18 protein-coding genes, 1 tRNA gene, 1 pseudogene and 3 CRISPR repeat arrays (1 of these 23 cut by a window edge) are annotated in these 25,691 nt (G+C 35.6%); of the genes and pseudogenes, 13 read left to right on the forward strand and 7 right to left on the reverse strand.

What is annotated here, in order from left to right; all coding sequences use genetic code 11:
* Nucleotides 1-330: direct repeats of the CRISPR family, unit length 29 nt; unit sequence ATGTTCCCTGTATGCACAGGGATAAACCG; it begins 5 nt to the left of the window's first position.
* A 435-nt stretch (nt 331-765) separates the two neighbouring features.
* Nucleotides 766-1,482: a hypothetical protein gene (locus tag H3T96_RS10090; RefSeq protein ID WP_039130029.1), complete on the forward strand. Its 717-nt coding sequence runs from the start codon at nt 766-768 to the stop codon at nt 1,480-1,482.
* Nucleotides 1,483-2,478: 996 nt separating this feature from the next.
* A CRISPR array of direct repeats spans nt 2,479-2,996; the repeat unit is 29 nt; unit sequence GTGTTCCCTGTATGCACAGGGATAAACCG.
* 264 nt (nt 2,997-3,260) lie between these two features.
* A CRISPR array of direct repeats spans nt 3,261-3,900; the repeat unit is 29 nt; unit sequence GTGTTCCCTGTATGCACAGGGATAAACCG.
* A gap of 56 nt (nt 3,901-3,956) precedes the next feature.
* Here the strand turns inward: H3T96_RS10090 and allD are convergent.
* The 5 genes from allD to allC form a co-directional block, all read right to left on the reverse strand.
* Entirely contained in the window at nt 3,957-5,006 is a 1,050-nt protein-coding gene (allD, locus tag H3T96_RS10095; RefSeq protein ID WP_144091055.1) for an ureidoglycolate dehydrogenase, read from the reverse strand.
* Between the two features lie 33 nt (nt 5,007-5,039).
* Nucleotides 5,040-5,963, reverse strand: coding sequence for a carbamate kinase (locus tag H3T96_RS10100; protein WP_144091056.1), 924 nt, complete (start codon nt 5,961-5,963; stop codon nt 5,040-5,042).
* A gap of 41 nt (nt 5,964-6,004) precedes the next feature.
* Nucleotides 6,005-6,784 carry a (S)-ureidoglycine aminohydrolase gene (gene allE / locus H3T96_RS10105; RefSeq protein WP_144091058.1) on the reverse strand — a complete coding sequence of 260 codons (780 nt, stop codon included), beginning with the start codon at nt 6,782-6,784 and terminating at the stop codon, nt 6,005-6,007.
* Between the two features lie 158 nt (nt 6,785-6,942).
* Nucleotides 6,943-8,202, reverse strand: coding sequence for an MFS transporter (locus H3T96_RS10110; RefSeq protein ID WP_144091060.1), 1,260 nt, complete (start codon nt 8,200-8,202; stop codon nt 6,943-6,945).
* A 12-nt stretch (nt 8,203-8,214) separates the two neighbouring features.
* Nucleotides 8,215-9,441: an allantoate deiminase gene (gene allC, locus H3T96_RS10115; protein ID WP_144091062.1), complete on the reverse strand. Its 1,227-nt coding sequence runs from the start codon at nt 9,439-9,441 to the stop codon at nt 8,215-8,217.
* Nucleotides 9,442-9,852: 411 nt separating this feature from the next.
* Here allC and fdrA point away from each other — a divergent pair, with 411 nt between their 5' ends.
* The 8 genes from fdrA to H3T96_RS10155 all read left to right on the forward strand — a co-directional run bounded on the left by fdrA (nt 9,853) and on the right by H3T96_RS10155 (nt 18,810).
* Nucleotides 9,853-11,520 (forward strand): acyl-CoA synthetase FdrA, encoded by a 1,668-nt coding sequence (fdrA, locus tag H3T96_RS10120; RefSeq protein WP_144091064.1) that lies wholly within the window; start codon nt 9,853-9,855, stop codon nt 11,518-11,520.
* Nucleotides 11,521-11,533: 13 nt separating this feature from the next.
* Nucleotides 11,534-12,790 carry a DUF1116 domain-containing protein gene (locus tag H3T96_RS10125; protein ID WP_144091066.1) on the forward strand — a complete coding sequence of 419 codons (1,257 nt, stop codon included), beginning with the start codon at nt 11,534-11,536 and terminating at the stop codon, nt 12,788-12,790.
* Nucleotides 12,791-12,793: 3 nt separating this feature from the next.
* A complete protein-coding gene (locus tag H3T96_RS10130; RefSeq protein WP_144091068.1) occupies nt 12,794-13,750 on the forward strand; it encodes a DUF2877 domain-containing protein in 957 nt (318 codons plus the stop codon).
* A 3-nt stretch (nt 13,751-13,753) separates the two neighbouring features.
* On the forward strand, nt 13,754-14,677 hold the full coding sequence (allS, locus tag H3T96_RS10135; protein ID WP_144091070.1) for an HTH-type transcriptional activator AllS: 924 nt from the start codon (nt 13,754-13,756) through the stop codon (nt 14,675-14,677).
* 64 nt (nt 14,678-14,741) lie between these two features.
* Nucleotides 14,742-15,974: an alanine--glyoxylate aminotransferase family protein gene (locus H3T96_RS10140; protein ID WP_144091072.1), complete on the forward strand. Its 1,233-nt coding sequence runs from the start codon at nt 14,742-14,744 to the stop codon at nt 15,972-15,974.
* A 562-nt stretch (nt 15,975-16,536) separates the two neighbouring features.
* Nucleotides 16,537-17,313 carry a basic amino acid ABC transporter substrate-binding protein gene (locus tag H3T96_RS10145; RefSeq protein ID WP_144091073.1) on the forward strand — a complete coding sequence of 259 codons (777 nt, stop codon included), beginning with the start codon at nt 16,537-16,539 and terminating at the stop codon, nt 17,311-17,313.
* 26 nt (nt 17,314-17,339) lie between these two features.
* On the forward strand, nt 17,340-18,101 hold the full coding sequence (locus tag H3T96_RS10150) for an amino acid ABC transporter permease (protein ID WP_144091075.1): 762 nt from the start codon (nt 17,340-17,342) through the stop codon (nt 18,099-18,101).
* A complete protein-coding gene (locus H3T96_RS10155; RefSeq protein ID WP_144091077.1) occupies nt 18,088-18,810 on the forward strand; it encodes an amino acid ABC transporter ATP-binding protein in 723 nt (240 codons plus the stop codon). Before H3T96_RS10150 ends, H3T96_RS10155 begins: the two co-directional genes overlap by 14 nt.
* Before the next feature lie 112 nt (nt 18,811-18,922).
* On the opposite strand, the gene fabB is transcribed toward H3T96_RS10155, so the two are convergent.
* Complete coding sequence (gene fabB, locus H3T96_RS10160; protein WP_086326409.1) at nt 18,923-20,134, reverse strand: beta-ketoacyl-ACP synthase I; 1,212 nt, start codon at nt 20,132-20,134, stop codon at nt 18,923-18,925.
* 293 nt (nt 20,135-20,427) lie between these two features.
* Here fabB and H3T96_RS10165 point away from each other — a divergent pair, with 293 nt between their 5' ends.
* Nucleotides 20,428-21,693, forward strand: coding sequence for a putative DNA modification/repair radical SAM protein (locus H3T96_RS10165; protein WP_086326410.1), 1,266 nt, complete (start codon nt 20,428-20,430; stop codon nt 21,691-21,693).
* A 3-nt stretch (nt 21,694-21,696) separates the two neighbouring features.
* The gene (locus tag H3T96_RS10170) at nt 21,697-22,545 is read left to right on the forward strand and encodes a TIGR03915 family putative DNA repair protein (RefSeq protein ID WP_144091078.1); all 849 of its coding nucleotides are present in this window, start codon (nt 21,697-21,699) and stop codon (nt 22,543-22,545) included.
* Between the two features lie 67 nt (nt 22,546-22,612).
* Here H3T96_RS10170 and H3T96_RS10175 read toward each other — a convergent pair whose 3' ends face one another.
* Complete coding sequence (locus H3T96_RS10175; RefSeq protein ID WP_086326412.1) at nt 22,613-23,371, reverse strand: MlaA family lipoprotein; 759 nt, start codon at nt 23,369-23,371, stop codon at nt 22,613-22,615.
* A 127-nt stretch (nt 23,372-23,498) separates the two neighbouring features.
* Here H3T96_RS10175 and H3T96_RS10180 point away from each other — a divergent pair.
* Nucleotides 23,499-23,570 (forward strand) — tRNA-Arg (locus H3T96_RS10180).
* 1,703 nt (nt 23,571-25,273) lie between these two features.
* Nucleotides 25,274-25,691, forward strand: a pseudogene (locus H3T96_RS10185) (hypothetical protein); the annotation flags it as partial.

Here is a 25,691-nt window from a genome sequence, read left to right on the forward strand (position 1 = left end):
CCCTGTATGCACAGGGATAAACCGTTGTCTGCTCCCTCTATAATTCTGCCTGTGCTATGTTCCCTGTATGCACAGGGATAAACCGCGTATGAATAGATTTACAAATGTTTGCAATTAATGTTCCCTGTATGCACAGGGATAAACCGCTGTTAATGGTGGCCCCTACTGGACTTGAACCATGTTCCCTGTATGCACAGGGATAAACCGAAATTAAAATATATTTTTAATCCGCATATTGCATGTTCCCTGTATGCACAGGGATAAACCGCTAGTAACTGAATCATCTGAAGCTGAAAAAATCGTGTTCCCTGTACACACAGGGATAAATCATATTAGATTAGAAGTTGTTAATTTTCTAAGAATAGGATGGATTTTAAGTATTATTTATACGACACAGATTTGACTGATTAATGAGTTTTTTAAGGATTGCATGGTAAAAGTATAAAGTAAATGAATTTTCACTTATTAATATGAAGAAGCAATTAACCTCATAAATACCTAGTTATTTCACTGATAATGCTAAATAACGATTACAGAGTTTGTTTTTGTTTATAACTGAATATTACGATCTCTTTCCATAAAATAGTTTATGAAAAGTCTTCTTTTCAAAAGGAATTAATAATTTATTCACTTAACTGCTTTGGTGGTTTTTTATTGCCCAAATTATCTAAATAAAATACTATTACCCAAAATAAAATTTAAAGTATGAAAAAAATTTAATTATTTTATCATCTGTTATTATTTAAAAATCAATGGAAGTAAGGAATGAAAAATTTAATTGCTATTTCAATATTAACTTTGATCGGTTTCAACGCATTTGCTAATGATAATGCAAAAAAATTTATTGAGGGGTTTATAAATGAAGATATTGCTGCTTTTAGAACACCCAATGAATCAATGATTGGCGATGAAATATTATGGGTATCTGCATCAATTCTAAATGGAGAATTCAGTAAAGATCAGACTAAATACGAAAAAAAATACGATAAACAACTGGTTAATATTAAAACACAAGCATCAGAAGTAAAAACGGATTTAAATGGCAATCCGTATATTGTTGTAAATGGTGATAGTCAATCTGAATTAGTTTCCATCGAATTAAAAAATAAAGATGATGCTGCGAATATCAAAAAGGGAAGTAAATTAGACCTGATCTGTTTAGGTACAAAAGATAATGTTAAATTTCCTGTGTTAAAAGATTGTGTGACTGCTGACAGTTATTTCCAGAAGTATTTTGAAATGACAATGAATAACATGAGTCAACTAAAGGAAGAGGACACTCCAAAAGATATTTTAGAATGTAGTTACTTGGCACTTAAAGAATTTGATATTAAAAATCCTGGTAAGTTAGATGAAATAGAATTAGATAATGATGATCCAGATTATGTGCGTGAGACTTTTTACCCTGTGCTGTCTTTCTTAAAAGAATACACAGAAAAATATAATGAAGTATGCAAAGTATTTACAATGCCTAATCCATAGAAAAGCTTGAAACGGTTAATTATAAACAGACTAATTTCTAGGTTAGATTAGTCTAGAAAAGTATTTCTTATTTCCATATAGATAAAACAGCTTTATTTGTAAATTAACTTAATTTAGGTTCTTGGCATATGCATTAATTTATCACTTATCTATAATAATATACGGTTTTTTGTATTCCCTGTATTCACAGGGATAAACCGCGCCATGCTATTCCCCCATCGTCCCATGCCTGATGTTCCCTACACACAGGGATAAATCGGGGATGCGTCAATATTACATAGCATTTTTTGCTATTCAAATAATCGCAATTCTATATTTCATTGTTTGCCAATTTGTAATTATATGAAAAATATAAATTTATTGGTAGAATTCCGTAGAATCTAATTTTAATTTTCATCAATTTTAATTAATTAAATAAAAACATAGTGTTATAAATACAGATTTTGGTAAAAAATAGCCTAAAAAATCGGTAGAAATTTGTTGGTAAATATTTTAATTATAAAACAGTATGTTATAATTGGTGTTCCCTGTATGCACAGGGATAAACCGGCGATTCAATTAATACCCGTTGGCGATCTAAACGTGTTCCCTGTATGCACAGGGATAAACCGGCATCAATACAAATACATCACCAGATGTTTGTGTGTTCCCTGTATTCACAGGGATAAACCGCGCCATGTTATTCCCCCATCGTCACATGTCTGATGTTCCCTACACACAGGGATAAATCGGGGGATGCGTCAATATTACATAGCATTTTTTACTATACAAATAATCGCAATTCTATATTTCATTGTTTACCATTTATTTAATTACATGAAAAATATAAATCTATTGGTAGAATTCCGTAGAATCGAATTTTAATTCCCATCAATTTTAATTAATTAAATAAAAACATAGTGTTATAAATACAGATTTTGGTAAAAAATAGCCTAAAAAATCGGTAAAAATTTGGTGGTCAATATTTTAATTATAAAACAGTATGTTATAATTGGGGTGTTCCCTGTATGCACAGGGATAAACCGGGCAGGATGACGGGACATGGTTTTAGGTCATTGTGTTCCCTGTATGCACAGGGATAAACCGTTCACTGCTTAAGTTGGGTTGCAATAGAATGCGTGTTCCCTGTATGCACAGGGATAAACCGAGAATGGATAATAAGAGGATTGTCCATTTTTGGTGTTCCCTGTATGCACAGGGATAAACCGTAACATTATAACTTATGTTTGGCATTTCTTTAGTGTTCCCTGTATGCACAGGGATAAACCGTACGCGGCCGAAAATGCATAAAAATTTACAATGTGTTCCCTGTATGCACAGGGATAAACCGAGATATGACAGATAAAACAGAAAAAGACATTAGTGTTCCCTGTATGCACAGGGATAAACCGCGGAATATTCTCCTTTTTTATTTTTATCTAATTGTGTTCCCTGTATGCACAGGGATAAACCGCAATAACTAATTTATCTTTTATTGTTGGATAGGTGTTCCCTGTATGCACAGGGATAAATCGGGGATGCGTCAATATTACATAGAATTTTTTGCTATTCAAATAATTGCAATTCTATATTTCATTGTTTACCATTTATTTAATTTAATGAAAAATATAAATTTATCGGTAGAATTCCGTAGAATCAAATTTTAATTTCCATCAATTTTAATTAATTAAATAAAAACATAGTGTTATAAATTCTAATTTTGATAAAAAATAGCCTAAAAAATTGGTAGAAATTTGGTGGTTAATATTTTAATTATAAAACAGTATGTTATAATTGGGGTGTTCCCTGTATGCACAGGGATAAACCGAGCGTCTAAAACGCGAGAAATTCGAATTAACCGTGTTCCCTGTATGCACAGGGATAAACCGGAAAAACGTTACGATGTATTTATATCTGACGGGTGTTCCCTGTATGCACAGGGATAAACCGCTTAGATGTTTCCATATGCTCAATGATCACACCGTGTTCCCTGTATGCACAGGGATAAACCGAATAGTTAATTCGTGGTTTTTAACGTCAGCTAGTGTTCCCTGTATGCACAGGGATAAACCGATTTCATTAATGAAATGAGCGCAACTAATGCTGTGTTCCCTGTATGCACAGGGATAAACCGTAATTACCAGTATTCATTATTTGAATCATTGTGTGTTCCCTGTATGCACAGGGATAAACCGAGAAATCAGTAATTGATGACATGCCTCAAAATGTGTTCCCTGTATGCACAGGGATAAACCGTCAGGAAACAAGGTTTAAGACAAACTGTTATAGTGTTCCCTGTATGCACAGGGATAAACCGGCAAGATTTAACTGATAACACTGCAATTACTGGTGTTCCCTGTATGCACAGGGATAAACCGTTCCAGTTTATCTAAATGAATCTGTGGAATATGTGTTCCCTGTATGCACAGGGATTCTTTATTAAGAAAGTTCTGGCCAGTCAATCTTCATATCTCATGCCTACTCAGGGGGATTTTTTATTCTGCAAACTTATTTTTGTGATCATATCGATTATGGTGGATAGTATCACTTATTAAGTAGTTGTAAATTTCATCTACAATTTCTATCCCATTTTTTAAGTAATCCGCTTCACGTTTTTTGCCACGTTCACCAGAAAAAAAGACTTCACTATTTCCTTTGGCGGGTTTAACGTGTTTTAGTTGATCCAGCATGGCTGACATGTTCTTTTTGAACGTTTCAAGACCGATAAAATAATCGGGGTTGATAACAATATGCAAATGTCCAAGATCGCGTCCTTTGGACAAGTCGGCATACATGGATGAGACGTTTTTGCCAAATGGTACACCTAATAAAATGCCTGACAACACATCCACCATCATCATTAGCCCATAACCTTTGGCATCCGCTATTGGTAATAGAGCGTTGACTTTGTGTGGATCGGTTGTTGGTTCACCTTGTTCGTCAACTGCCCAAGTCGGTGGAATTGGCACACCTTTGGATTTGGCATACAATATTTTTCCCCAAGCTTGTACTGTAGTAGCCATATCAAACGAAACAAGACGATTATCTTCTGTTGGAGCCGCAAAGGCGATAGGGTTCGTACCAAAAAATTCTTCTGCGCCGCCATAAGGTACCGCCATTGGATCGGATTGGCACATCGATACCGCAATTAAATTTTGTTCAGCGGCCATTTCGGTAAAATAACAAAGTGAACCACTGTGTGACATGCGACGAATACCTACCACTGCAATACCATTTTTTTTCGCCATAGCAATCGCTTTATCCATACCTACTTTAGCAGCCACTAAACCACAACCATTGTCAAAATCTAATATGCCACTGGCTGGGCCTGTCTCTTGGTACGTGACATTAGGGTTATGTGTCATTCCACCTTTGGCAATACGTTCAGCATAATATTCAACGCGCACCGCGCCATGCGAATGGATGCCACGAGCATCAGCGAAAGTTAGGGCATCAGCAGCAATATCCGCGTGTTCGCTTGTTAAACCCGCTTTATGTAATTTTTTGGCGATTAAATGATGTAAGGTTTGTCTATCAACTCTCATATTAAAACTCCTATCTTTTGCAGATATGTCTATTCACTCATTACTTTGTTGATTTGATGGGCTGACAATGGTGCCTTTAGTGGTATCTAATAACGCTTCAATATCGGTTAATGTACCAATATAAGCCCTGTTGCCGGTCTTTTCGACAAATTCGATTACCGATTTTACTTTTGGACCCATTGCACCATCGTCAACCGCTAACGGTTTTAGTCGTTCAGGGGTGACATGGCGTAATGCGGTTTGATCAGGTGTGCCCCAGTTTTCATAAATGGCATCGGCATCTGTTAAGATCATCAGATGATCGGCTTTAAGCTGAGTTGCAAGTATTGCAGCTGAGTGATCTTTATCGATCACTGCTTCAACACCTTTGTAACCATTCACATCTTTAATTACTGGTATACCACCACCACCGTTACATATCACAATGGCATCATCGGTCAGCAGTTGTTGTATGGTGTCAATTTCGAGTATTGTTTTTGGTTTTGGTGATGGAACAACTCGGCGAATATATTGACCATCTCTTTTAAATGTCCAACCATATTGTGCTTGTAATTGTTGCTGTTGATCGGATTGATAAACAGGCCCGATATATTTAGTTGGTTGACTAAACGAGGGATCATGCTCATCCACTTCGACTTGTGTTAATACCGTCACAACTTTATTAATATTGTTGTGTTGTTGCAAACTTCGCCCAATCATATAACCTAGCATGCCTTGGGTTTGGGCAACTAAAATATCTAGGGGATAGGCTGGTACTTGAGAATAAGCTTGATTTTGCAAAGCCAATAATCCTACTTGTGGTCCATTACCATGTACGACAACTAAGCGGTATTTACCCGCAAGTTTGGCAATAATTTTTGTTGTTGCATCAATATTTTCATATTGATTATCGACGGTTAAAGGTTGATTGCGTTTGGCAATGGCATTACCACCTAACGCAATGACAATAAGTTCCATTTTGTTTCCTTGATAATGTTTTTTAGTGTCTTGTATTTTGTTTATATTTCAATATCTCGATGGCAATCTTTAGAATAGATATAGCTCAATGGTTCTTTACCAACCGAATAACAAGCTTGCAGTGCATAAGCGCCCATAAAAATATAATCATCTTTTTTGACAGGTATCCACTCATTATCAAGCAAATACATGCCTTCGCCACTAAGCAAATACGCGCCATGTTCTTGGACATGGGTTTCAATATAACCATGGCTCGCACCAGGTTTGAAAGTTAATATATGAAAGTTCATGTCAAAACCAAGTTCTTTAGGCAGGAGATCTTGCACAAAGACGTTATCCATATCTTCATAACAGATACAATCTAGTTTTTCGACATGATTGCTTACTATACGTGCTTGATAACCAGAGAGCGGTATATAACGACGTTTATACAAAAATAATCGAGATAAAACAGTGTCATTTTGCAAATACAATTTAATTCCTGCTGGACAATAAACATAACCACCCGTTTTTAGACTAAAGACTTGATCGTCAGCTTTTGCCGTTACTTCGCCACTGATCACATAGACAAATACTTCGATATCTTTACCACCAAAACCTTGTTGATTTTTGCCGTCTTGATACATAGTGACAAGGTAATCGACAAATGATGCCCCTAATTTGGGTGTGGATAGAATTGTGATATCACAGTTTTCAAAACCTGGAATGATATTTTTGACTAACCCATCTGGCGGTATCAATGCGTAGTTATGGCGTTTAATAATGGCTCTGGATGCAAGCAGATCTTTTGGATAACCAGTATTATTATTGATATACCCCATTTTTATTCTCCTTGTAACATACTGCTGTTTTTACGTAACTTTTTGGTTATTAAACTATCTGTTTATCGTTATTTAGGTAATAGCAATCCCAACTTGTAAAAAGCAGTCATTTTTTATATTGGTTTAACCGGTCATAGGCATCTGACCGGTAATGGTGTTTATTGGTTGTTAGCCTTTTTTTTCGAGTTAATCAGCGTGAAGATCAGCGTAGCAACGATCAATATAACTATGGCGACGTAAAAACCAGTGATTTTAGTGCCAGTAAGATCGGCTAAATAACCCGTTAGCGGTGGTGCAATCACTGACGAACTCATGCCAAAGAAATTAAAGACACCAAAGGAGGTACCATAATTGGTTTTTGGTGCGGTTTCGGCAACATGTGAAATCAATATTGGTTCGACAGTCAGTTTGCCAAATAACCCATAAAAGATTAATCCCGCAAGTAAAAAAGTGATGGTTGCAGATTGTACGGTAATAAATAAGGTTCCAGCAGCAATCAGTTCTAATACGATAATAAACAATAGACGTTTACTTCTAAATTTATCGGATATTTTACTGATGATTAATGCTCCCGGAATAGCTGCAAAAGCGACCAATGATGATGCTGAGCCAATACTCCCCCCCGTAAAGCCGCGTTCAGTTTCTAAAAAGTTTGGTAACCAACTGACAATCATGTAGTAGCCATAACATGTTGCAAAATACATAATGTAAGAGGCAATCATTTCAATACTAAAGAAACTATGTTTTTGGTCAGATTTAATTGGCGATGTTGTCGTTTGGTTATTCGTTGTGTCATTTTGAACTGCTTGTTTAAGCTTTGGTTGTTCTTTGATGATAATAGCAAAGCCTGCAACTAAACAAAGTAACAGCGCAGCAATAATATAGAGCATGTATTCCCATGGCATACCCCATGATTTAACTAAAAAGCTGGTTGCCAGTAAACTTATACCCATCCCTAAAGCTGAGCCAGTATTGATTATAGCTGAAGCAAAGCCACGATGTTCAGATGGGATATTTTCAGCTGAAAGTGACCAAGCCGAACCATAATAAGAGCCACAACCTAAGCCAGCTAATAAACTACCAACATAAATCATCATAATAGAATGTGCATTACCAATGATTAAAGCGGCGATGGTAAATAATAAGAAACCAGGAATCACCACTGCTTTTTTACCAAACTTATCAACTAACATCCCTGCTGGGATTTGCATAGCGGTATAAGCAAAAAAATAGCAACTAGCAATTAAACCTAACTCAGTATTGGATTGCGGACCTATAGTTTGTTGAACTTCTGGAAAGATAGCGGTTAGAACAGGACGATAGATCCACATCACTGTCCAACCAAGGCATAATAATACCACGATTTTATGCCAGAATTGGATACCACCTGTTTTGGCTGTTGTGTCAACGGTTGTCATGTCAACTCCTCATTACTCTTGGTAAGCTAATTTATAAAGGGCATAGGTTAACGCTTTGATACCTTCGACTAAATCTTCAGTTTTGGTATCTTCGGCGGTATTATGGCTAATGCCTTTGATACTTGGTACAAACAGCATGGCGGTAGGTACTCGTGGCGCAAAAATTTGTGAATCATGACCTGCACCGCTGTGCATTACACGATAGCTGAGCTTTTCTTCTTTGCAGATGTCTTCTAACATATGGATTAATTTGTCGTTCATTGGAATGGGATCTTCATCCATCCAGCAATTTATTTCAATTTCAAGCCCTAGCTCTTTGGCAATACGCACCATATCGGCTTCGATTTCTTCAGTAAATCCAATTAATTCGGATTTATTGGTATGGCGACAATCCATGGTAAATAGCACTTCACCTGGTACAACGTTAACCACATTGGGTTTTGGTTCAACATGACCAAAAGTAAGCACGAGTGGATCACCTATTTTTAGTGCTTTATTAATGGATTCATGACATATACGACTAAAGGCATACACCGCATCTTTACGGTATCCCATTGGAGTCGTGCCTGCATGGTTGGCTTCTCCAATCAGTCTGATGTTATAACGGCGCTGACCGACAATACTGGTCACAACTCCAATGCTTTTTTGTTCTTTTTCAAGTACGCCGCCTTGCTCTATATGAATTTCTAGAAAAGCTTTGATATCGCTGCGTGCAGGTTGAGTACTGAATTGAAATCCGCAGGCTTGCATGGCATCAACAAATCTGACGCCTTCCACATCAGTGATATTTTCAACATCTTTTTTGTTTGCAATCGCAAAAACATTTTTACTGCCCCAAAATACATATGGAAAACGGCTGCCTTCTTCTTCAGCCATTGAGATAATCTCAAGTGTACGAAGAGGTTGACCATAGTTTTCTTTTAGGTATTGCATGGCAAGTAAGGCGGCAATAATACCGAGTTGCCCATCTAACTTTCCACCATTGACAACTGTATCAACATGCGAACCTGACATAATGATCTGATCTTTATATTTACTACCTTCAAAGCGACCATATAAATTGCCAACATCATCAAAATAGCTTTGCATACCGATATTGGTCATGCGTTCTTTCAATGCATTTTGTGCTGCCAGCCATTGAGGCGTATAAAGTAAACGTGTGGTTCCACCTTGTTCTAGTCCCCCAAAACTTGATATCCATTCCACTGCGTTTGCCACATCATCATATAAGATTTTCATAAGCATCTACCTGTTTTTAATCTTTCTATTCTTAAGAATTATTCTGGTTATGTTTGCTAAGTAACATACTATTAATAGCAAATAATAATGTGATCAAACACTCTTTTTTAGTTTTATAAAATTTAATTAAATTAATAAGTTACTATTATAAAAAATTTTTTAATAATCAAGTATCATTATGATTTTTATGTAAATTTTTTCTGATAATAAGTTATTGAATTGTGACATCTAACCTATTTATTCGCAGTTTTTTTCGTAATATATAAATAGCGTGTGATTTTAAATTTGATAGATAAAGGTATAACGATCTATCGGCGTATAGTAAATACCATTTGTAATCGATATCTATCATTTTAGATTTATTGCATATTTAAAAATAAATAATTACTAAATAATTGAGAGGCAATTCTCATGATTCAATCTTTCATAAAAAAAGGGAGCTTTCAAGATTCAGTCAGTTTAATGTTAATTTCAAAAAAACTGAGTAATCTTGATGAAGTTGATGAGGTTTCTGTCATGATGGGGACTCCAGCCAATAAATCCTTGCTTACAGCAACGGGTTTTTGGAGTGATAAGTTTAATGATGCAACACCCAATGATATTTGCGTTGCTATTAAAACGCATAACGATTCAATTAATGTTGTGGATTTAATCAGTACAGAGCTTGAAGATGCTTTAAAAAATATCGCCCAGCAACAACAAGGTGGCAGTAAATTACTTAAAGCAAGGCGTTATGCTAGTGCGACCCAAAAATTACCTGATGCTAATTTGGTTCTGATATCGATTGCTGGTGAATACGCAGCAGAACTTGCCGAACAAGCCATAGATGATAATAAAAATGTCATGATATTTTCAGATAATGTGCCTGTGAATGATGAAATTCGCCTAAAAACTAAGGCTTCGAGTAAAGATTTGATTGTAATGGGGCCTGATTGTGGTACGGCTATTATTGCTGGTGCACCGCTAGCTTTTGCAAATGTAATTCCCAAGGGGAATATTGGTGTAATTGGTGCATCGGGTACAGGTATTCAAGAAGTCATCTCTCAAATTGCTTTATTAAACCAAGGTATTACGCAAGCTATTGGTTTGGGCGGGCGCGATTTATCACAAGAGGTAGGGGGAATAAGTGCTCTGACTGCATTAAAGATGCTCGCTGCAGATGAGCAAAGTCAAGTCATTACTTTTATTTCAAAACCACCTGCTGAAAGTGTGCGAGAAAAAGTTATTACTGCCATGAAGCTGATTAATAAGCCTATCGTGGCGCTGTTTTTAGGATCAACTATCGACAAAGTACAAGATGAGAATATCTATTTTGCTAAAACATTAGATCAAGCAGCACGTTTAGCTTGTTTGCTAGCCAAAGTAGAAGTGGCAGCACACGCATTACCAAAAGTAACCAAGCAAACGATTTCAGGACTTTATACCGGTGGAACGTTGGCGTCAGAAGCCGCGATGTTACTTGCACAGGAGTTGCATTTATCAATCAATGAAAATCATGATAAAGGCATAATGCTTGACGAAAATGGTCATAAAATTATTGATCTTGGTGATGATTTTTATACTGTTGGGCGTCCTCATCCAATGATCGACCCATCAATTCGTGAACAAGAAATTAGTAAGTTAGGGGCACTAAAGACAGTTGGCGTAGTATTACTCGATTTGGTGATTGGTTATGGTGCTAATCCTAATCCTGCTGAATCAATGATTGCCGGTTATAAAGCGGCCTGCGCACAGCGTTCAAGCGATAATCCATTAATCGCTATTGCAACAGTAACCGGCTCACAGCAAGATCCACAATGCCGTAGCCAACAAATTGATGCCTTAACTGAAAATAACATTGTGGTAATGGACAACTTGCCAGAAGCGGTATTATTAGCTAAAAAATTAATTACGCCAACAAAATCAACGGGTTCACTTAAAACATATCCATTGCTTAATCATATAAGTGTAATCAATGCTGGACTGCGCAGTTTTGCGGAAGATCTTCAATCATCCAATGTGCCTGTTGTGCATTATCAATGGGCACCAATAGCTGGCGGAAATCAAAAATTAGCGGCTATTTTAAAAAAATTAAATTAAGAGGTTTTGACGTATGAATAGAGCAATTAATGAAGCAAACCAAGCCATTATTGAGCGAATTAGAGCCGCTAGACCACATTGGATTGGGGTAGTTGCTGCGAAAGAAGCTGTACCAACTTTAGCACAAGGTTATAAATTATTACATGCAGGCCCTCCCATTACTTGGCAAGATATGACTGGTCCAATGCAGGGGGCTTGCATTGGTGCATGTTTGTTTGAAAATTGGGCGAGCGATGAAAAACAGGCTTTAGATTTACTAGCAAATGGTAAGGTTGAATTCATTCCATGTCACAGCTTTAATGCAGTTGGACCAATGGGAGGGATAACTTCGGCAAATATGCCAATGTTGGTTGTCGAAAACATCACTCATGGTAATCGAGCATACTGCAATTTAAACGAGGGCATTGGTAAAGTCATGCGCTTTGGTGCCTATGGTGAGGAAGTGCTTAATCGTCATCATTGGATGAAAGAGTCCTTAGGACCAGTATTGAATGATGCCCTTAAATTATTTGAAAATGGTATTGATCTTACCGCATTAATGGCGCAAGCCATTACTATGGGTGATGAGTTTCACCAACGTAATATTGCAGCTTCAGCTTTATTGCTTAGAACCTTGTCACCCAAATTAGTTCTACTTGATCGCAATAAAACAGAAATGGCGAAAATTTTCGACTTTTTAAGTGTCACTGATCAATTCTTTTTAAACCTAGCGATGGCGTATTGTAAATCGGTTATGGACAGTGCAGCAAAAATTCAAGAAGGTACTATTGTTACTGTTATGACACGTAATGGTAAAGACTTTGGTATTAAAGTGAGTGGCTTAGGTGATGAATGGTTTACAGCCCCAGTTAATACTCCGCAAGGACTATTTTTCACGGGTTATTCACAAAACGAAGCCAATCCAGATATTGGTGATAGTGCGATTACTGAAACCTTTGGGATCGGTGGTGCTGCCATGGTAGCAGCGCCCGGGGTAACTCGCTTCGTGGGTGCTGGTGGCGCGGATGTTGCATATGAAGTATCTGAAGAGATGAGTGAAATCTATCTTGACCATAACATGCTGTTACAAATTCCATCTTGGAACTTCCAAGGATGTTGTTTGGGGCTTGATGTTCGCCGTGTTGTTGAAACGGGAATCACTCCTTTGATTAATACGGGTATTGCCCACAAACAGGCAGGTGTGGGTCAAATTGGTGCAGGAACGGTACGTGCTCCATTAGCCTGTTTTGAAAAAGCACTTGAGGCATTAGCTAAAAAACTTAAAGTTTAATTTATGAAATGTAGTTATGCAGAAAATGAATTACTAAAAAAAGCGATAAGTACTTCACTTACAGCAACGTCATTTGCTGCCGATACGGATCGGCAGTATTGCTTGTCATTAACCCAAAATGGCTTACTGCAAATTAAACCTTTAATTATTAGTGCTCATGCACCAACCGTAAAAAGCAACTTATCACTATTTAGTTTGCATCAACATACCATTAATTTAATTAATCAAGAGCAACAATTGCTCACTTTACATCGTTATGGCAGTGGCTTATCGCCTATGGGCTGGGTTCTTAAGACTAATGATTTTGATGTAATTAAATCTAGGCTAGCTAATGGTCATTTAACCATAATACAACAGACTAATGGTGATTTAATACTGGGTGATGTTCTGTTAAGTTATAACACACATATTTGCAATATGACGGTAAAGTGCAGATTACACACCCAATTAGATAAAACCGCGATTAGGCAACGATTCATGCAGCTAGATTATCCAACGGGTTTATTTGGTTTTCTTAGAGAAAATGTTGTCGATAAACCCGCGCCAGAACTGGTGATTTTGTGTGAAAGGTTGAATCAGTTAATGTTGGGGCAACATGCGGATATTACTCAATTTATTGGTTTAGGTCCCGGCTTAACGCCTAGCTTTGATGATATTATAGTTGGGATGATTGCGGTACTGGTCAGTGATCATCGTTTTAAGCCCAAAATACAACAATTAAAAACAGCAATGCTGGCTTTACCGTTAGAGACGTTGACAACAACAATTAGTGCTACGTTTTTAAAATATGCGTTACAAGGTCAATTCTCATTATCTGTTTTGGATGTTATTGAACGGCTTAATCAGCATAACTATGACCATTGTGCTATTCATAATCTTTTAAATTATGGACACACATCGGGCGCCGATCTTTTATTGGGGATTTGGTTGGGTATTGATCGTTTTGTTATAAAGGACTGAATAATGTTAGATACAGAAACTATGCGAACTTTCACAAAAGTTGCTGAGTGTAAAAGTTTTTCCAAAGCAGCCAAATTGTTATTTAAAACACCCGCTGCCATTAGCTATCGCATCAAATCATTGGAAACTGATCTTAATACTCAATTGTTTGAACGCACAACACGTACTGTATCGTTAACACTTGCCGGTCAACATCTTTATGAACATTGTAGCCAATGGCTACTATGGTTAACCACCATGCCAGAAGAACTGCATCAAATCCGCGATGGTGTTGAACGCAAAATCAATCTGACCATCAATAATTTGCTCTATGATGTTGATGCTGTCACTGATCTGTTGAGTTATTTGCAAGAAAAATTTCCATTTACTAATTTTACATTTAATCGGCAGGTATATATGGGCGTTTGGGATTCGTTATTGCATGGTGAATATCATCTTGCTATTGGCGCAACGGGAACGGAGTCATTAGATAATATGATTAATATTTTCCCATTAGGTGAAATTAATTGGGTTTTTGTCGCCGCAAAAAATCATCCTATCACTCATTTAGAAGGGCCGTTATCGAACGAAACGTTACGCAAATATCCCGCAATCAATATAGAAGATACATCAGTTCATATGAATAAACGCGTAGCATGGTTACTGCCAAGCCAATCCGAAATTATTGTGCCTAACATCACAACCAAATTATCGTGTCATTTAAAAGGACTGGGGATAGGTTTTTTACCGCGTTCGGTTTGTCAAAACTATTTGGATTCGGGTGATTTAATTGAATGCCAAGTGATTAATGAACGTAAACCATCGCCTCTATCCTTAGCTTGGAAAAAGTCACATATGGGAAAAGTGATGAGTGAAATTGTTAATTTATTTAAATTTCACCATCCATTAGCCAATAGTTTCTTAAAAAATATTGATATAAAAAGATAAATAATTCATCACAACTAAACGTGATTGTTAACAAATAAACAAGAAATAACTAAAGGAAAATCACATGTTAGATTTAGACAAATATGATCAAATTAATCCGCCAGCACGATTATTGATGGGACCGGGTCCAATTAATGCTGATCCACGTGTAACGCGAGCAATGGCTGCGCCTTTAATTGGTCAATTCGATCCTGTTATGACTGATTATATGAACCAAACGATGGCGCTTTATCGTGACATTTTTAAAACCAAAAATGAACAAACTTTTGTTATTGATGGTACAGCTAGAGCAGGGATTGAAGCCGTTCTTGTGTCAACTATTCGTCCTGGTGATAAAGTGTTAGTGCCAATATTTGGTCGATTTGGTTTATTACTTTGTGAAATCGCTCACCGCTGCCGAGCTGATGTGCATACTATCGAAGTACCATGGGGTGAAATATTCGATCCTAATGTAATTGAAGATGCCATTAAAAAAATTAAGCCACGTTTGCTACTTTGTGTGCAAGGTGATACATCAACTACATTACTTCAACCATTAGATAAAATTGGTGAAATTTGTCGTAGACATGGTGTGCTGTCTTACGTAGATGCAACCGCTTCAATTGTCGGTAACGTTTTAGAAGTTGATAAATGGCAACTTGATGGGGTATCTGTTAGTTTGCAAAAATGTTTGAGTGGACCTCCGGGTGTGGCTCCTTTAACGTTAAGTCCAAAAATGGTTGAAATCATCCAAGCACGCAAATGTGTTGAACTTGGTATTCGCGCTGAAGGCGATAGTAGTGGCAGTGATGAAATGATTTATTCCAACTATTTCGATATTGATATGATCATTCGTTATTGGGGATCAGAACGAATTAACCATCATACTGAAGCTACTTCTATGCTTTATGCTGCTAGAGAGTGTGCTCGCATTGTATTACAAGAAGGTTTGGATAATGTTATAGAACGTCATCGCATAAATGGTGCGGCTATGGTGGCTGGTTTACAAGCAATGGGACTTGAATTGTTTGGCGATATTAACCATAAAATGAATAATGTGGTTGGGGTGATACGTCCAGAACATATTAACGATCAAGAAGTGCGTAACTTAATGCTTAATGATTTTGGTATTGAAATAGGTGCATCTTTTGGTCCTCTTAAAGGTAATGTTTGGCGTATTGGCTCCATGGGTTATAACGCTAGAAAACCGTGTGTTTTACAAACATTAACCGCCTTTGAAGCGGTATTAAATCGTGTTGGTTTTAAAACCGTTCAAGGCGCTGGATTACAAGCTGCTTGGGATATTTATCAAAAGTAAAATTGTACTATTGATAATAAACGCTCATCTATTTGAGTTAACCTTACATCCATTGCAACCTAAGCGATGGATGTAACCATAGTGTAACACATTGCGTAACATAAAACGTTATTGATCGCAAAATTACATGGCAAAGCATAGTGTTTTAGAACACTGAAAAGCTTAGCACCCTTGGTGTCAGCTTGTTAGAGATAATATTATAATTATACATAAGAAATTAATCGGCTTTATAGCTGACCAATCTGGAGGAAGTTATAATGAAGCTATAATAATTCATTTATGTTTATAGTGATATTACTTATTGCATCCTCGATATTAACCTTTTTTATCCAAACAATGAAGCAATAAAACTCCGAGATAGTAACTTTACAAAGTGCTAAGTAAAGTCCTGATTTTTTATTGTTGAGTTTAAAAAAGATCTCACGCTAAGATTCCCTTCTACTTTTTAATCATTTAATGCACTTTAAAAAGTAAATAGTATAATAAAATCCTAATATTAATTTGCTTTATTTCTCTCAAAAGCTATTATGGTTTTCACATTTATTTAAAGATAGGAATAACCATGATTAAGTCTTGTTTTTCGTTAATTTTATCCACTTTTTTATTACTCACTAGTCATTTTAGTTATGCTGATAAAGATATAACTTATGTCGTCGGTGCGGGTGGTACATATCGTCCGTTTGAATATGAAAATACTCAACGCCAGTTAGAAGGATTTGATATTGATATCATCCAAGCAATTGCTAATGTGGAAAATTTTAATATCAAATTGATTAATACACCTTGGGACAGTATTTTTGCCAGTTTGAGCAATGGTGAACGAGACATTATTATTTCAGGTATTACTATTACCGATAAACGCAAAAAATCGGTTGATTTCTCGTTACCTTACTTTCCTGCTGAACAAGTTGTTGTAACGCAAGCACACTCCAGTATTACTTCATTGGAAGATTTAAAAACCAAAACAGTAGGCGTTGTAAATGGTAGTACAGCAGATGTGGTTGTTTCAAAAGTTTTAGGAATGAATAGCAAAGCGATAAAGCGTTTTGATAATACGCCTCTTTTATTACAAGATCTTTATGAAGAAGGGATTGATGCTGCGGTTAGTGATGTTGGGGTGGTTAAGTTCTATATTAAAATGCATCCCGGAAAAGATTTCAATCTAATTGCTGATCAAAATTTCGAGCCTCAATATTTTGGTATAGCTGTTGCTAAAGGTAATGATAAATTACTTAATAGTATTAACGAGGGTCTTAAAAAAATTATTGCCAATGGTACTTATGCAACCATTTATGCTAAATGGTTTGATGAAAATGTACCAACTCTACCCATTAATTAATCGACAATTACAGGATCATTTTATTTATGCAGTTTAATTGGGAAGTGATTAGTGATTATTTGCCTCTGTTTATTGATGGAGCAATAATGACTATCACCTGTACGATAGTTTGTGTGGTGTTTGGTACACTTTGGGGATTAATATTAGGTCTTGGTCGAGTTGCTGAAGTGAAGCACGGCATTTATAAATATGTTTTATTATTAGTAGTAAAATGGCCAGTTAAAATTTATGTAAGTGCATTTCGGGGTACACCGTTATTTGTACAAATTATGGTTATGTACTTTGTTATCATGCCATTTCTGTTACATCCTCGAGAGGGTATTTTAGTCTCTGATTATTTGATCTCACCTGAAACCGCGCGTTTTTTACGAGTGCAATATGGCGCATTTATCTCTTGTGTTTTAGCGATAACTTTAAATGCTGGAGCTTACATTTCTGAAATCTTTAGAGCGGGTATTGAATCTATCGATAAAGGACAAATGGAAGCAGCACGATCACTGGGCATGAGTTATGGTAGTACCATGCGTAAGGTAATTTTACCACAAGCTTTTCGACGCATGCTTCCACCTTTAGGTAATAATGCAATTGCAATTTTAAAAGATTCTTCATTAGGTTCAGCTATCGGGTTGATCGATTTAGCGTATGCGGCAAGAACGGCTGGTGCAGCCAATGCTGTCTATACCGAACCTTATTTAGTTATCTCTTTAATTTACTGGTCTATGACATTTTTGCTGTCATTACTGGTTAAATATATGGAAAAAAGGTTAGGTAAAAGTGATTCACATTAATAATCTACAAAAGCAATTTGGTGATATCCATGTATTAAGAGGTATAACGTGCGATATCCAAGAAAAAGAGGTTATTTCAATTATTGGTCCGTCAGGATCGGGTAAAAGTACTTTTTTGCGTTGCATAAATGGGTTAGAAGATATCACCTCAGGTGAAATTGAAGTTAATGGCTTTAAAGTTCATGACCCTAAAATCAATATCAATCGCTTGCGCGAATCTGTGGGAATGGTGTTTCAGCGTTTTAATCTGTTTCCACATATGACTGTGTTAGAAAATTTGATTTTAGCACCTCGTGATGTCAAAAAAATGGCCAAAACCGATGCTATTACCAAGGCAGAAAGTTTACTTATAAAAGTCGGACTAATTGATAAGATTGATGCTTACCCAAGTCAACTTTCAGGTGGTCAACAACAGCGTGTTGCCATTGCCAGAGCTTTGATGATGGATCCTAAAGTGATGTTATTTGATGAACCAACTTCAGCGCTTGATCCTGAATTGGTCGGTGAAGTATTAACCGTTATGAAATCATTAGCGCAAGAGGGTATGACGATGGTGGTTGTCACTCACGAAATGGGTTTTGCTAGAGAGATGTCCAGCCGAGTCATTTTTATTGATCAGGGAATTATTCAAGAGCAAGGATCACCTGAGCAGATCTTCAAAAATCCACAAAACGAACGTACCCAGTTATTTTTAAGTAAAGTACTTTAGGTGTTTATGTAGTCAATGATTGGCACAAAAAAACGTTCTTAAAAAATTGAAGTGCCCCCCAATAGTTGGACAACCAATTACTGGGGGTTTTTTATTGATAAAATTTGAGCGATTAAGCTTTATATTTTTTCATTACAATTGAAGCATTAGTACCACCAAAGCCAAAGCTATTTGACATAACTGTTGTCAATTCACGTTCGGTTGGTTCAGTAATAATATTCATGCCAACTGCTGCTTCGTCTAATTCATCAATATTAATACTTGGTGTAATAAAGCCATGCTCAAGCATTAATAATGAATAGATAAGTTCTTGTGCGCCTGTTGCACTTAATGAGTGACCAGTCATTGATTTAGTTGATGAGATTGCTGGAATATTGTCACCAAACACTTGTTTGATCGCCCATAACTCTTTTACATCACCAACAGGGGTTGATGTACCATGAGTATTGATATAATCAATCGGCGCATCTAAATTTTGCATAGCAAGTTGCATACAACGCATAGCACCTTCGCCTGATGGAGCAACCATATCATAACCATCTGATGTTGCACCGTAACCAACTAATTCACCATAGATATGAGCACCACGGGCTAATGCATGTTCTAACTCTTCAACGACAACCATACCCGCTCCACCAGCAATAACAAACCCATCACGATTGGCATCATAAGCACGTGATGCTTTTTCTGGACAGTCGTTATATTTAGTTGATAGTGCACCCATTGCGTCAAATTCGCAAGACATTTCCCAATTAAGCTCTTCACCACCGCCGGCAAAAACAATATCCTGTTTACCTAGCTGAATAAGTTCAGCTGCGTGACCAATACAGTGCACAGACGTTGCACAAGCTGAGGTCATAGAATAGCTCACACCTTTAATTTTAAATGGCGTCGCTAAACAAGCAGAAATTGCCGATGACATTGATTTCGTCACTGCATAAGGACCAACACCACGTAATCCTTTCTCTTTCATACCAGTAACGACCTTATATTGAGTTTTAGTTGAACCACCGTAACCTGCAATTAAACCAGTACGTGGATTAGAGACTTGTTCTGGAGTTAATTTAGCGTCTTCAATAGCTTGTTGTAAAGCAAGATAACCATAAATAGAAGCATCATTCATAAAGCGAACTATTTTACGATCAATAAGGCCTGTCGTATCTAATTTAACATTTCCGCAAACATGGCTACGCATTCCGCTATCTTTCATTTCTTGTGAAAAGGTAATACCACTACGGCCGATTTTTAAAGATTCCAAAACTTCTTTGGTATTATTTCCAATACTTGAAAGAATTCCTAACCCTGTTATAACAACGCGTTTCATACAATATTTAGCTCCTAAATTATATGCTTCTAACAAAAATTAGTGTGATTATAGCGTACACTTGTAAGCTCAACAATACCTGAGTAATTTTTTTATCTTTCTTTTTTAATTAACTTATTGATTATTAATCTATTAATTAGGTAAATTTAGCCTTAAATTGATTAAAAATTATCAAATTATTGATAGTTAATGACTCAAGTTTACCAAGTTAATATGATTAAATCGCAACATACTTGCAGAGCCTAATACAGTTAATATATACTGTATATAAATACAGTTTATGGTGATTCAAAATGAATGAAAAAATGATTACTAAGCTTGAGATATTAGCTGAATCGGCAAAGTATGATGTCTCGTGTTCATCAAGCGGATCAACCCGTGGCAATAAAAATAAAGGCATCGGTAGTGCAAGCAAAAGTGGTCTTTGCCACACATTTACTGCCGATGGGCGATGCGTATCGTTACTTAAAATTATGTTAACCAATTACTGTATGTTTGATTGTGCTTATTGTATTAATCGACAAAGTAACGATATTCCTCGAGCTGGTTTTACTCCGCGCGAACTGGCTGATCTGACCATTGAATTTTATCGCCGTAACTATATCGAAGGATTATTTATAAGTTCGGGTATTGTGCGCAGCCCTGATCACACTATGGAACGCATGATCCGCGTAGTGAAAATTCTACGTACTGAGCATCATTTTAATGGCTATATTCATATGAAAGCGATCCCTGGTGCCAGTGATGAACTGATTAATCAAGCTGGATTATTGGTTGATAGAATGAGTGTTAATTTAGAAATTCCAACCGAAGAAAATCTTAAATTACTTGCGCCAGATAAAGATCATAAAAGTATCTACCAACCTATGCGCCAAATTCATCAAAATCTACTTGAGAACATTGAAGATCGTAAAAAATTTAAATCTACGCCAAAATTTGTACCAGCAGGGCAGAGTACTCAAATGATTATCGGTGCAACCGATGAATCGGACAAACAGATACTACAACTAACAGCCAAACTCTATAAGCGACCGAGCATGAAACGAGTCTATTATTCAGGATTTGTTCCGGTTAACGGTTATGATAAACGTTTGCCAGTAGTGCAAGATGTACCGCGCGTACGTGAAAATAGGCTGTATCAAGCCGATTGGTTATTACGATTTTATGACTTTAATGTTGATGAAATTGTTAATGATAGATATCCAGATCTTGATTTAACGGTTGATCCTAAACTTTCTTGGGCGATCCGTAATCCGCAGTTTTTTCCAGTTGATGTTAATCGTGATAGTTATCAAAAAATATTACGAGTACCCGGTATCGGTGTAAAATCTGCCAAATTAATTGTTATGGCAAGGCGTCATCGTCGGTTAACATTTGAAGCACTTAAACGGATCGGTGTGGTATTAAAGCGCGCGCAATTTTTTATTATTTGTCATGATATGAAAAAATTTAAAATACTTGACTCATCAGCCGAATATATCAAACTATCTTTGCAAGATACACCATTGTTAGAAGATAAAGCAATTTATCAACCACAACAACTCGTAATGGGGTGGTAACGCATGTTAGCGTTTTATTACGAAAAAAGCTTTGAAGGTGTGCTATGCGCGGTATTTGATGCTTTTAAACTCAAAAAAATGCCAGAATGTTTATTAGCAATAGGACAGGTAGAACCACTACTTGTGACAGATAGGCATCATGTGGAATTTTGTGAATTTAAGTATGAACGGGTGCGTGTTGCATTAATCAAAAAATTGAGTAAAACTGCTTTACGACAATTAATGTATGTATGGTTATCTGAATTACCCAATAGCGACTTAATCATCTTTCGATATATTTGTAAAGTGTTTAAAGCCACAAAATCTATCGAAACTGATTTTGCCGATCCCGATGTATTAACCGTGCGCGAAATTGCAAAAAAAGTAAGTAATGAACGTCATCGTATATTAGAGTTTATCCGTTTTAATGCCATAAAAAATCCACTAAACAAACCTTATAAACAAGCATCAGATGATGACGAAAACGAAGAATGCGAAAAGATCTACTTCTCTGTGATAGGTCCTATTTATAACGTGCTACCTTTGGTACTAACTTTTTTTAAAGAACGCTTTGCTGATCAAAAATGGGCAATATATGACGAAAAGCGCCAATATGGTTATGTCTATGATTTGAATAGCATAGAACAGGTATCATTGATTGATAAAGATGATTTAATTATTAACAGTCAAGTTAATCAAAATTATCTAACCGAGGACGAGGTACTGTTTCAAACCATGTGGCTAAGGTATTGCAATGCAATAACCATTAAAGAACGTGTTAATCCAAAATTGCAACGGCAACATATGCCAAGTCGATTTTGGCGCTATCTACCCGAAATGAAACTTGCCGTAAAAGGCCACAACGGCATTTAAAAAGCTTTTATAAGACACAAAAAACCGCCAATTAAGGCGGTTTCTTAACGAATGTAACGAATTAAACTTATTGAGAATCTATATCATTAATTATGCTATTAATGCTTTCTTGGCGTTGCTGTTGTTTTTGCTCGTCAACTTTACCACCAGATGCATTAAAATCATTACGTTGGAAATAAGCATTACGCATAAAGTTATAAGGGTCATCACTATTTTTGAGTAAATCTTCATACTCAATTGCCACAGCACGTGCTTCAATACCATCAAATACACCACGAACTAATGCCCATTCCCAATCTAACCAGACAAGTGGCGGATACAAGGTATCAACAATATCACCACCTTCTTGGCGAAGGGTAGCTGAACCATAGAAAGGTAACACAACATAAGGACCATAAGGCATATCATAATGGCCTAACACATCACCAAAACTTTGTTTAGAACCTTTTTGTAATTGTGGGTCAGCCATACCTGCTACATCAAATAAACCAGCAACACCGAAAATGGTATTTAAAAAGAATCGAGCTAAATGTTTGCCTGCTTCATGACCTTCACCTTGTAGCACACTATTGACCATTGATGCGGGTTCAGAAAGGTTAGATGAAACATTAACAACCCCTTTACGTATTGGTGTTGGTACATAATCTTTCCAAACAACTGCGGCAGGTCGCAAAATATAAGGATCAAGCGCATAATAGTTAACATTAAACATAGTTTTATTGAACCCAGATAATGGATCACTGTAGCTATTTGTCTCAGGCTGATAGGTTGCACAACTTGTCAGTGCTAAAACCGAAAACATCATACCTATTATTCTTTTTTTCATAATGTTACCGAATAAAAATGATAAAGTGTTGAATGGGCATGATTGTATCATGTTTGTTCAAAATAGAAAATTTTTCATGAATTAAATGGCAATGTTTGTTTAAATTTATTAAAATGCTCGCCACTATGACCTCATAGTTAAATGGATATAACGAGCCCCTCCTAAGGGCTAATTGCAGGTTCGATTCCTGCTGGGGTCAAAACCACGAAAAGAAGCTACACGATTGAAAACGATATTAATTAATTGATAACAGCGGTATTTTATTAACCTCATGTAGAAAATACCGTAAATGTGAACTGTAAAATCTCTAAAAGCCATAAAATCTAAAAACGTCTAGACTTTAAAAGCCTCTATTTATACATTACTCTATTGAAGTCCAAATAATTTATCATTGCTTGTCTCTTTTATAATCATTTTTTTGATTTTCTGTCAATCATCAAACAGTATAACTAATAAAAAGTGTTTTCATCTCTCTTAGAAAAAACGCTATTTATATGACATACCAATTTAACACTTTGTAAGATTATTTAATTTGAAAAAATTATAAAATAATAATTAATATTATAGAGATAAATAGAACCAATAATTCTATAGTTTAAGAAAAGTTGTTAAAAAGAGTAGATAATGTATATAGGTGTTATTTAATGGCTAGCCACCATCGTTTATCGTTTTTTTTATCTCTGTAAAGAAATTGAATAATGCGTTCTTGATGTATGGGTAATCTCATAGCACAGTAGTTAAAACAGGATATATCGCGTATTAAAAATAATCGTTAAGTAAAAATACTTCTGCTAAATATTTAAAATTACAAAACAGGTCAATTATTATTGATAAACGCAAATTTGTGTAATATTCAATTATATTAGATGGAAATTCATTAACAATTATCAATACAAGCTAAAATTAATTTTGCAAAGCCGATTACCAATTTGCATTAACTTTTTATTGATTTTTTACCCTTAAAGAATGCTGATAATTGTTGATTAACTATCATAATGTTAATTTTTAATCGAATTACATGATATTTTTAGAGCAGATTATTTTAGTTTTATCAATAGGTTTTGTAATCCTATCATCAAGATTGCATATAATTTAATTAATAATATTTAGAATATTTGTTAAAAAAATCAAATAAAAGAATAAAAATTATTGCATAGTAACAAGTTGTTAGCTAATAATAAGAAACTTTATTAAATAAGGTGATTAGAAAGAAAAATTCCTCTGATGATAAACACCAGAGGATCATATGCAAGGGATGACGCATATAAGGAGAAAGTGGTTAAATAATAGAATTTTTAAGGATATTTTGTCAAATTTGATCTGATAAGAAATCGTTAACAAAATTTCAAAATATTGAAATTGATAGGTAAACCGTTAATACCCAATGTTTATGTAATTTACAGGCAATTATAAGATTATTTAGTTAAATATTTAGCATATAATGTAAAATAATCGAAAATTAAAGCCAATATTTCATAAATAAATGAGTTTTTGTACAACAAAATTATAAATTTTTTAAAAAAATCTTATTTTAGCTATAAATACTTAATGTTAATTTTTTTGTAAAACAATCAAAATAAATCTCCAAAATTCAAATTTTGTTACCCTCCCTTTTTTGATAGTGTTTAGGTAAAAATCGTTATTTATATTCTGATGATTTATTAGTGATATCAGTAAGTTATCTATTAAAATTAAATTTATAAAAACTTCAAAAAAATATTGCAAATTGCGTAAAAAAAGGTATTTTATACCCCTTTTTTTAGATTGTTTTTGATCTGAACTTATCAAAAGGTTTGTGTGATAATTGTAAATTATCCTAACAATCAAAAAACAATGCAAAAAATTAGTTATAACAATAACAAAATATTTTCAGTAATCATGAAGTATCAAAAAGAGGATAAGATGGATAAAGGATTAGCCAATTTGGTGAATCAATTGGGTAATGGTTTAAGTCGTGGTCTAAAGCAAGGTTTGGTTAATGGAGTCGGTCACAATCGTTATACACTAAATATTGATGGTTTACCTGCTGAAGTTTCAGTTTTACAAGTTGAGGGTAATGAGCAACTTAACCAGCCTTGGCACTATACAATTACTTTCACCAGTTCGGATAAACAACTTTCTGTTGAGTCATTTCTTAACCAAAATGCCCGTTTGAGTTTTAATCCTGCTAATTCTAGCAGTTTAAGCGACTTTGCAACTCAAGGACTTAATACACTTAATTCCTTAACTTCGGCGAATCCATTAGATGCATTAAAACAGTCTGAGCCATTAAAACAGTTAGATAAACTTAAACAATCTAATCCACTCGATTCACTTAATT

Source organism: Gilliamella sp. W8136 (assembly GCF_016101285.1).
Classification (GTDB): domain Bacteria; phylum Pseudomonadota; class Gammaproteobacteria; order Enterobacterales; family Orbaceae; genus Gilliamella; species Gilliamella apicola_N.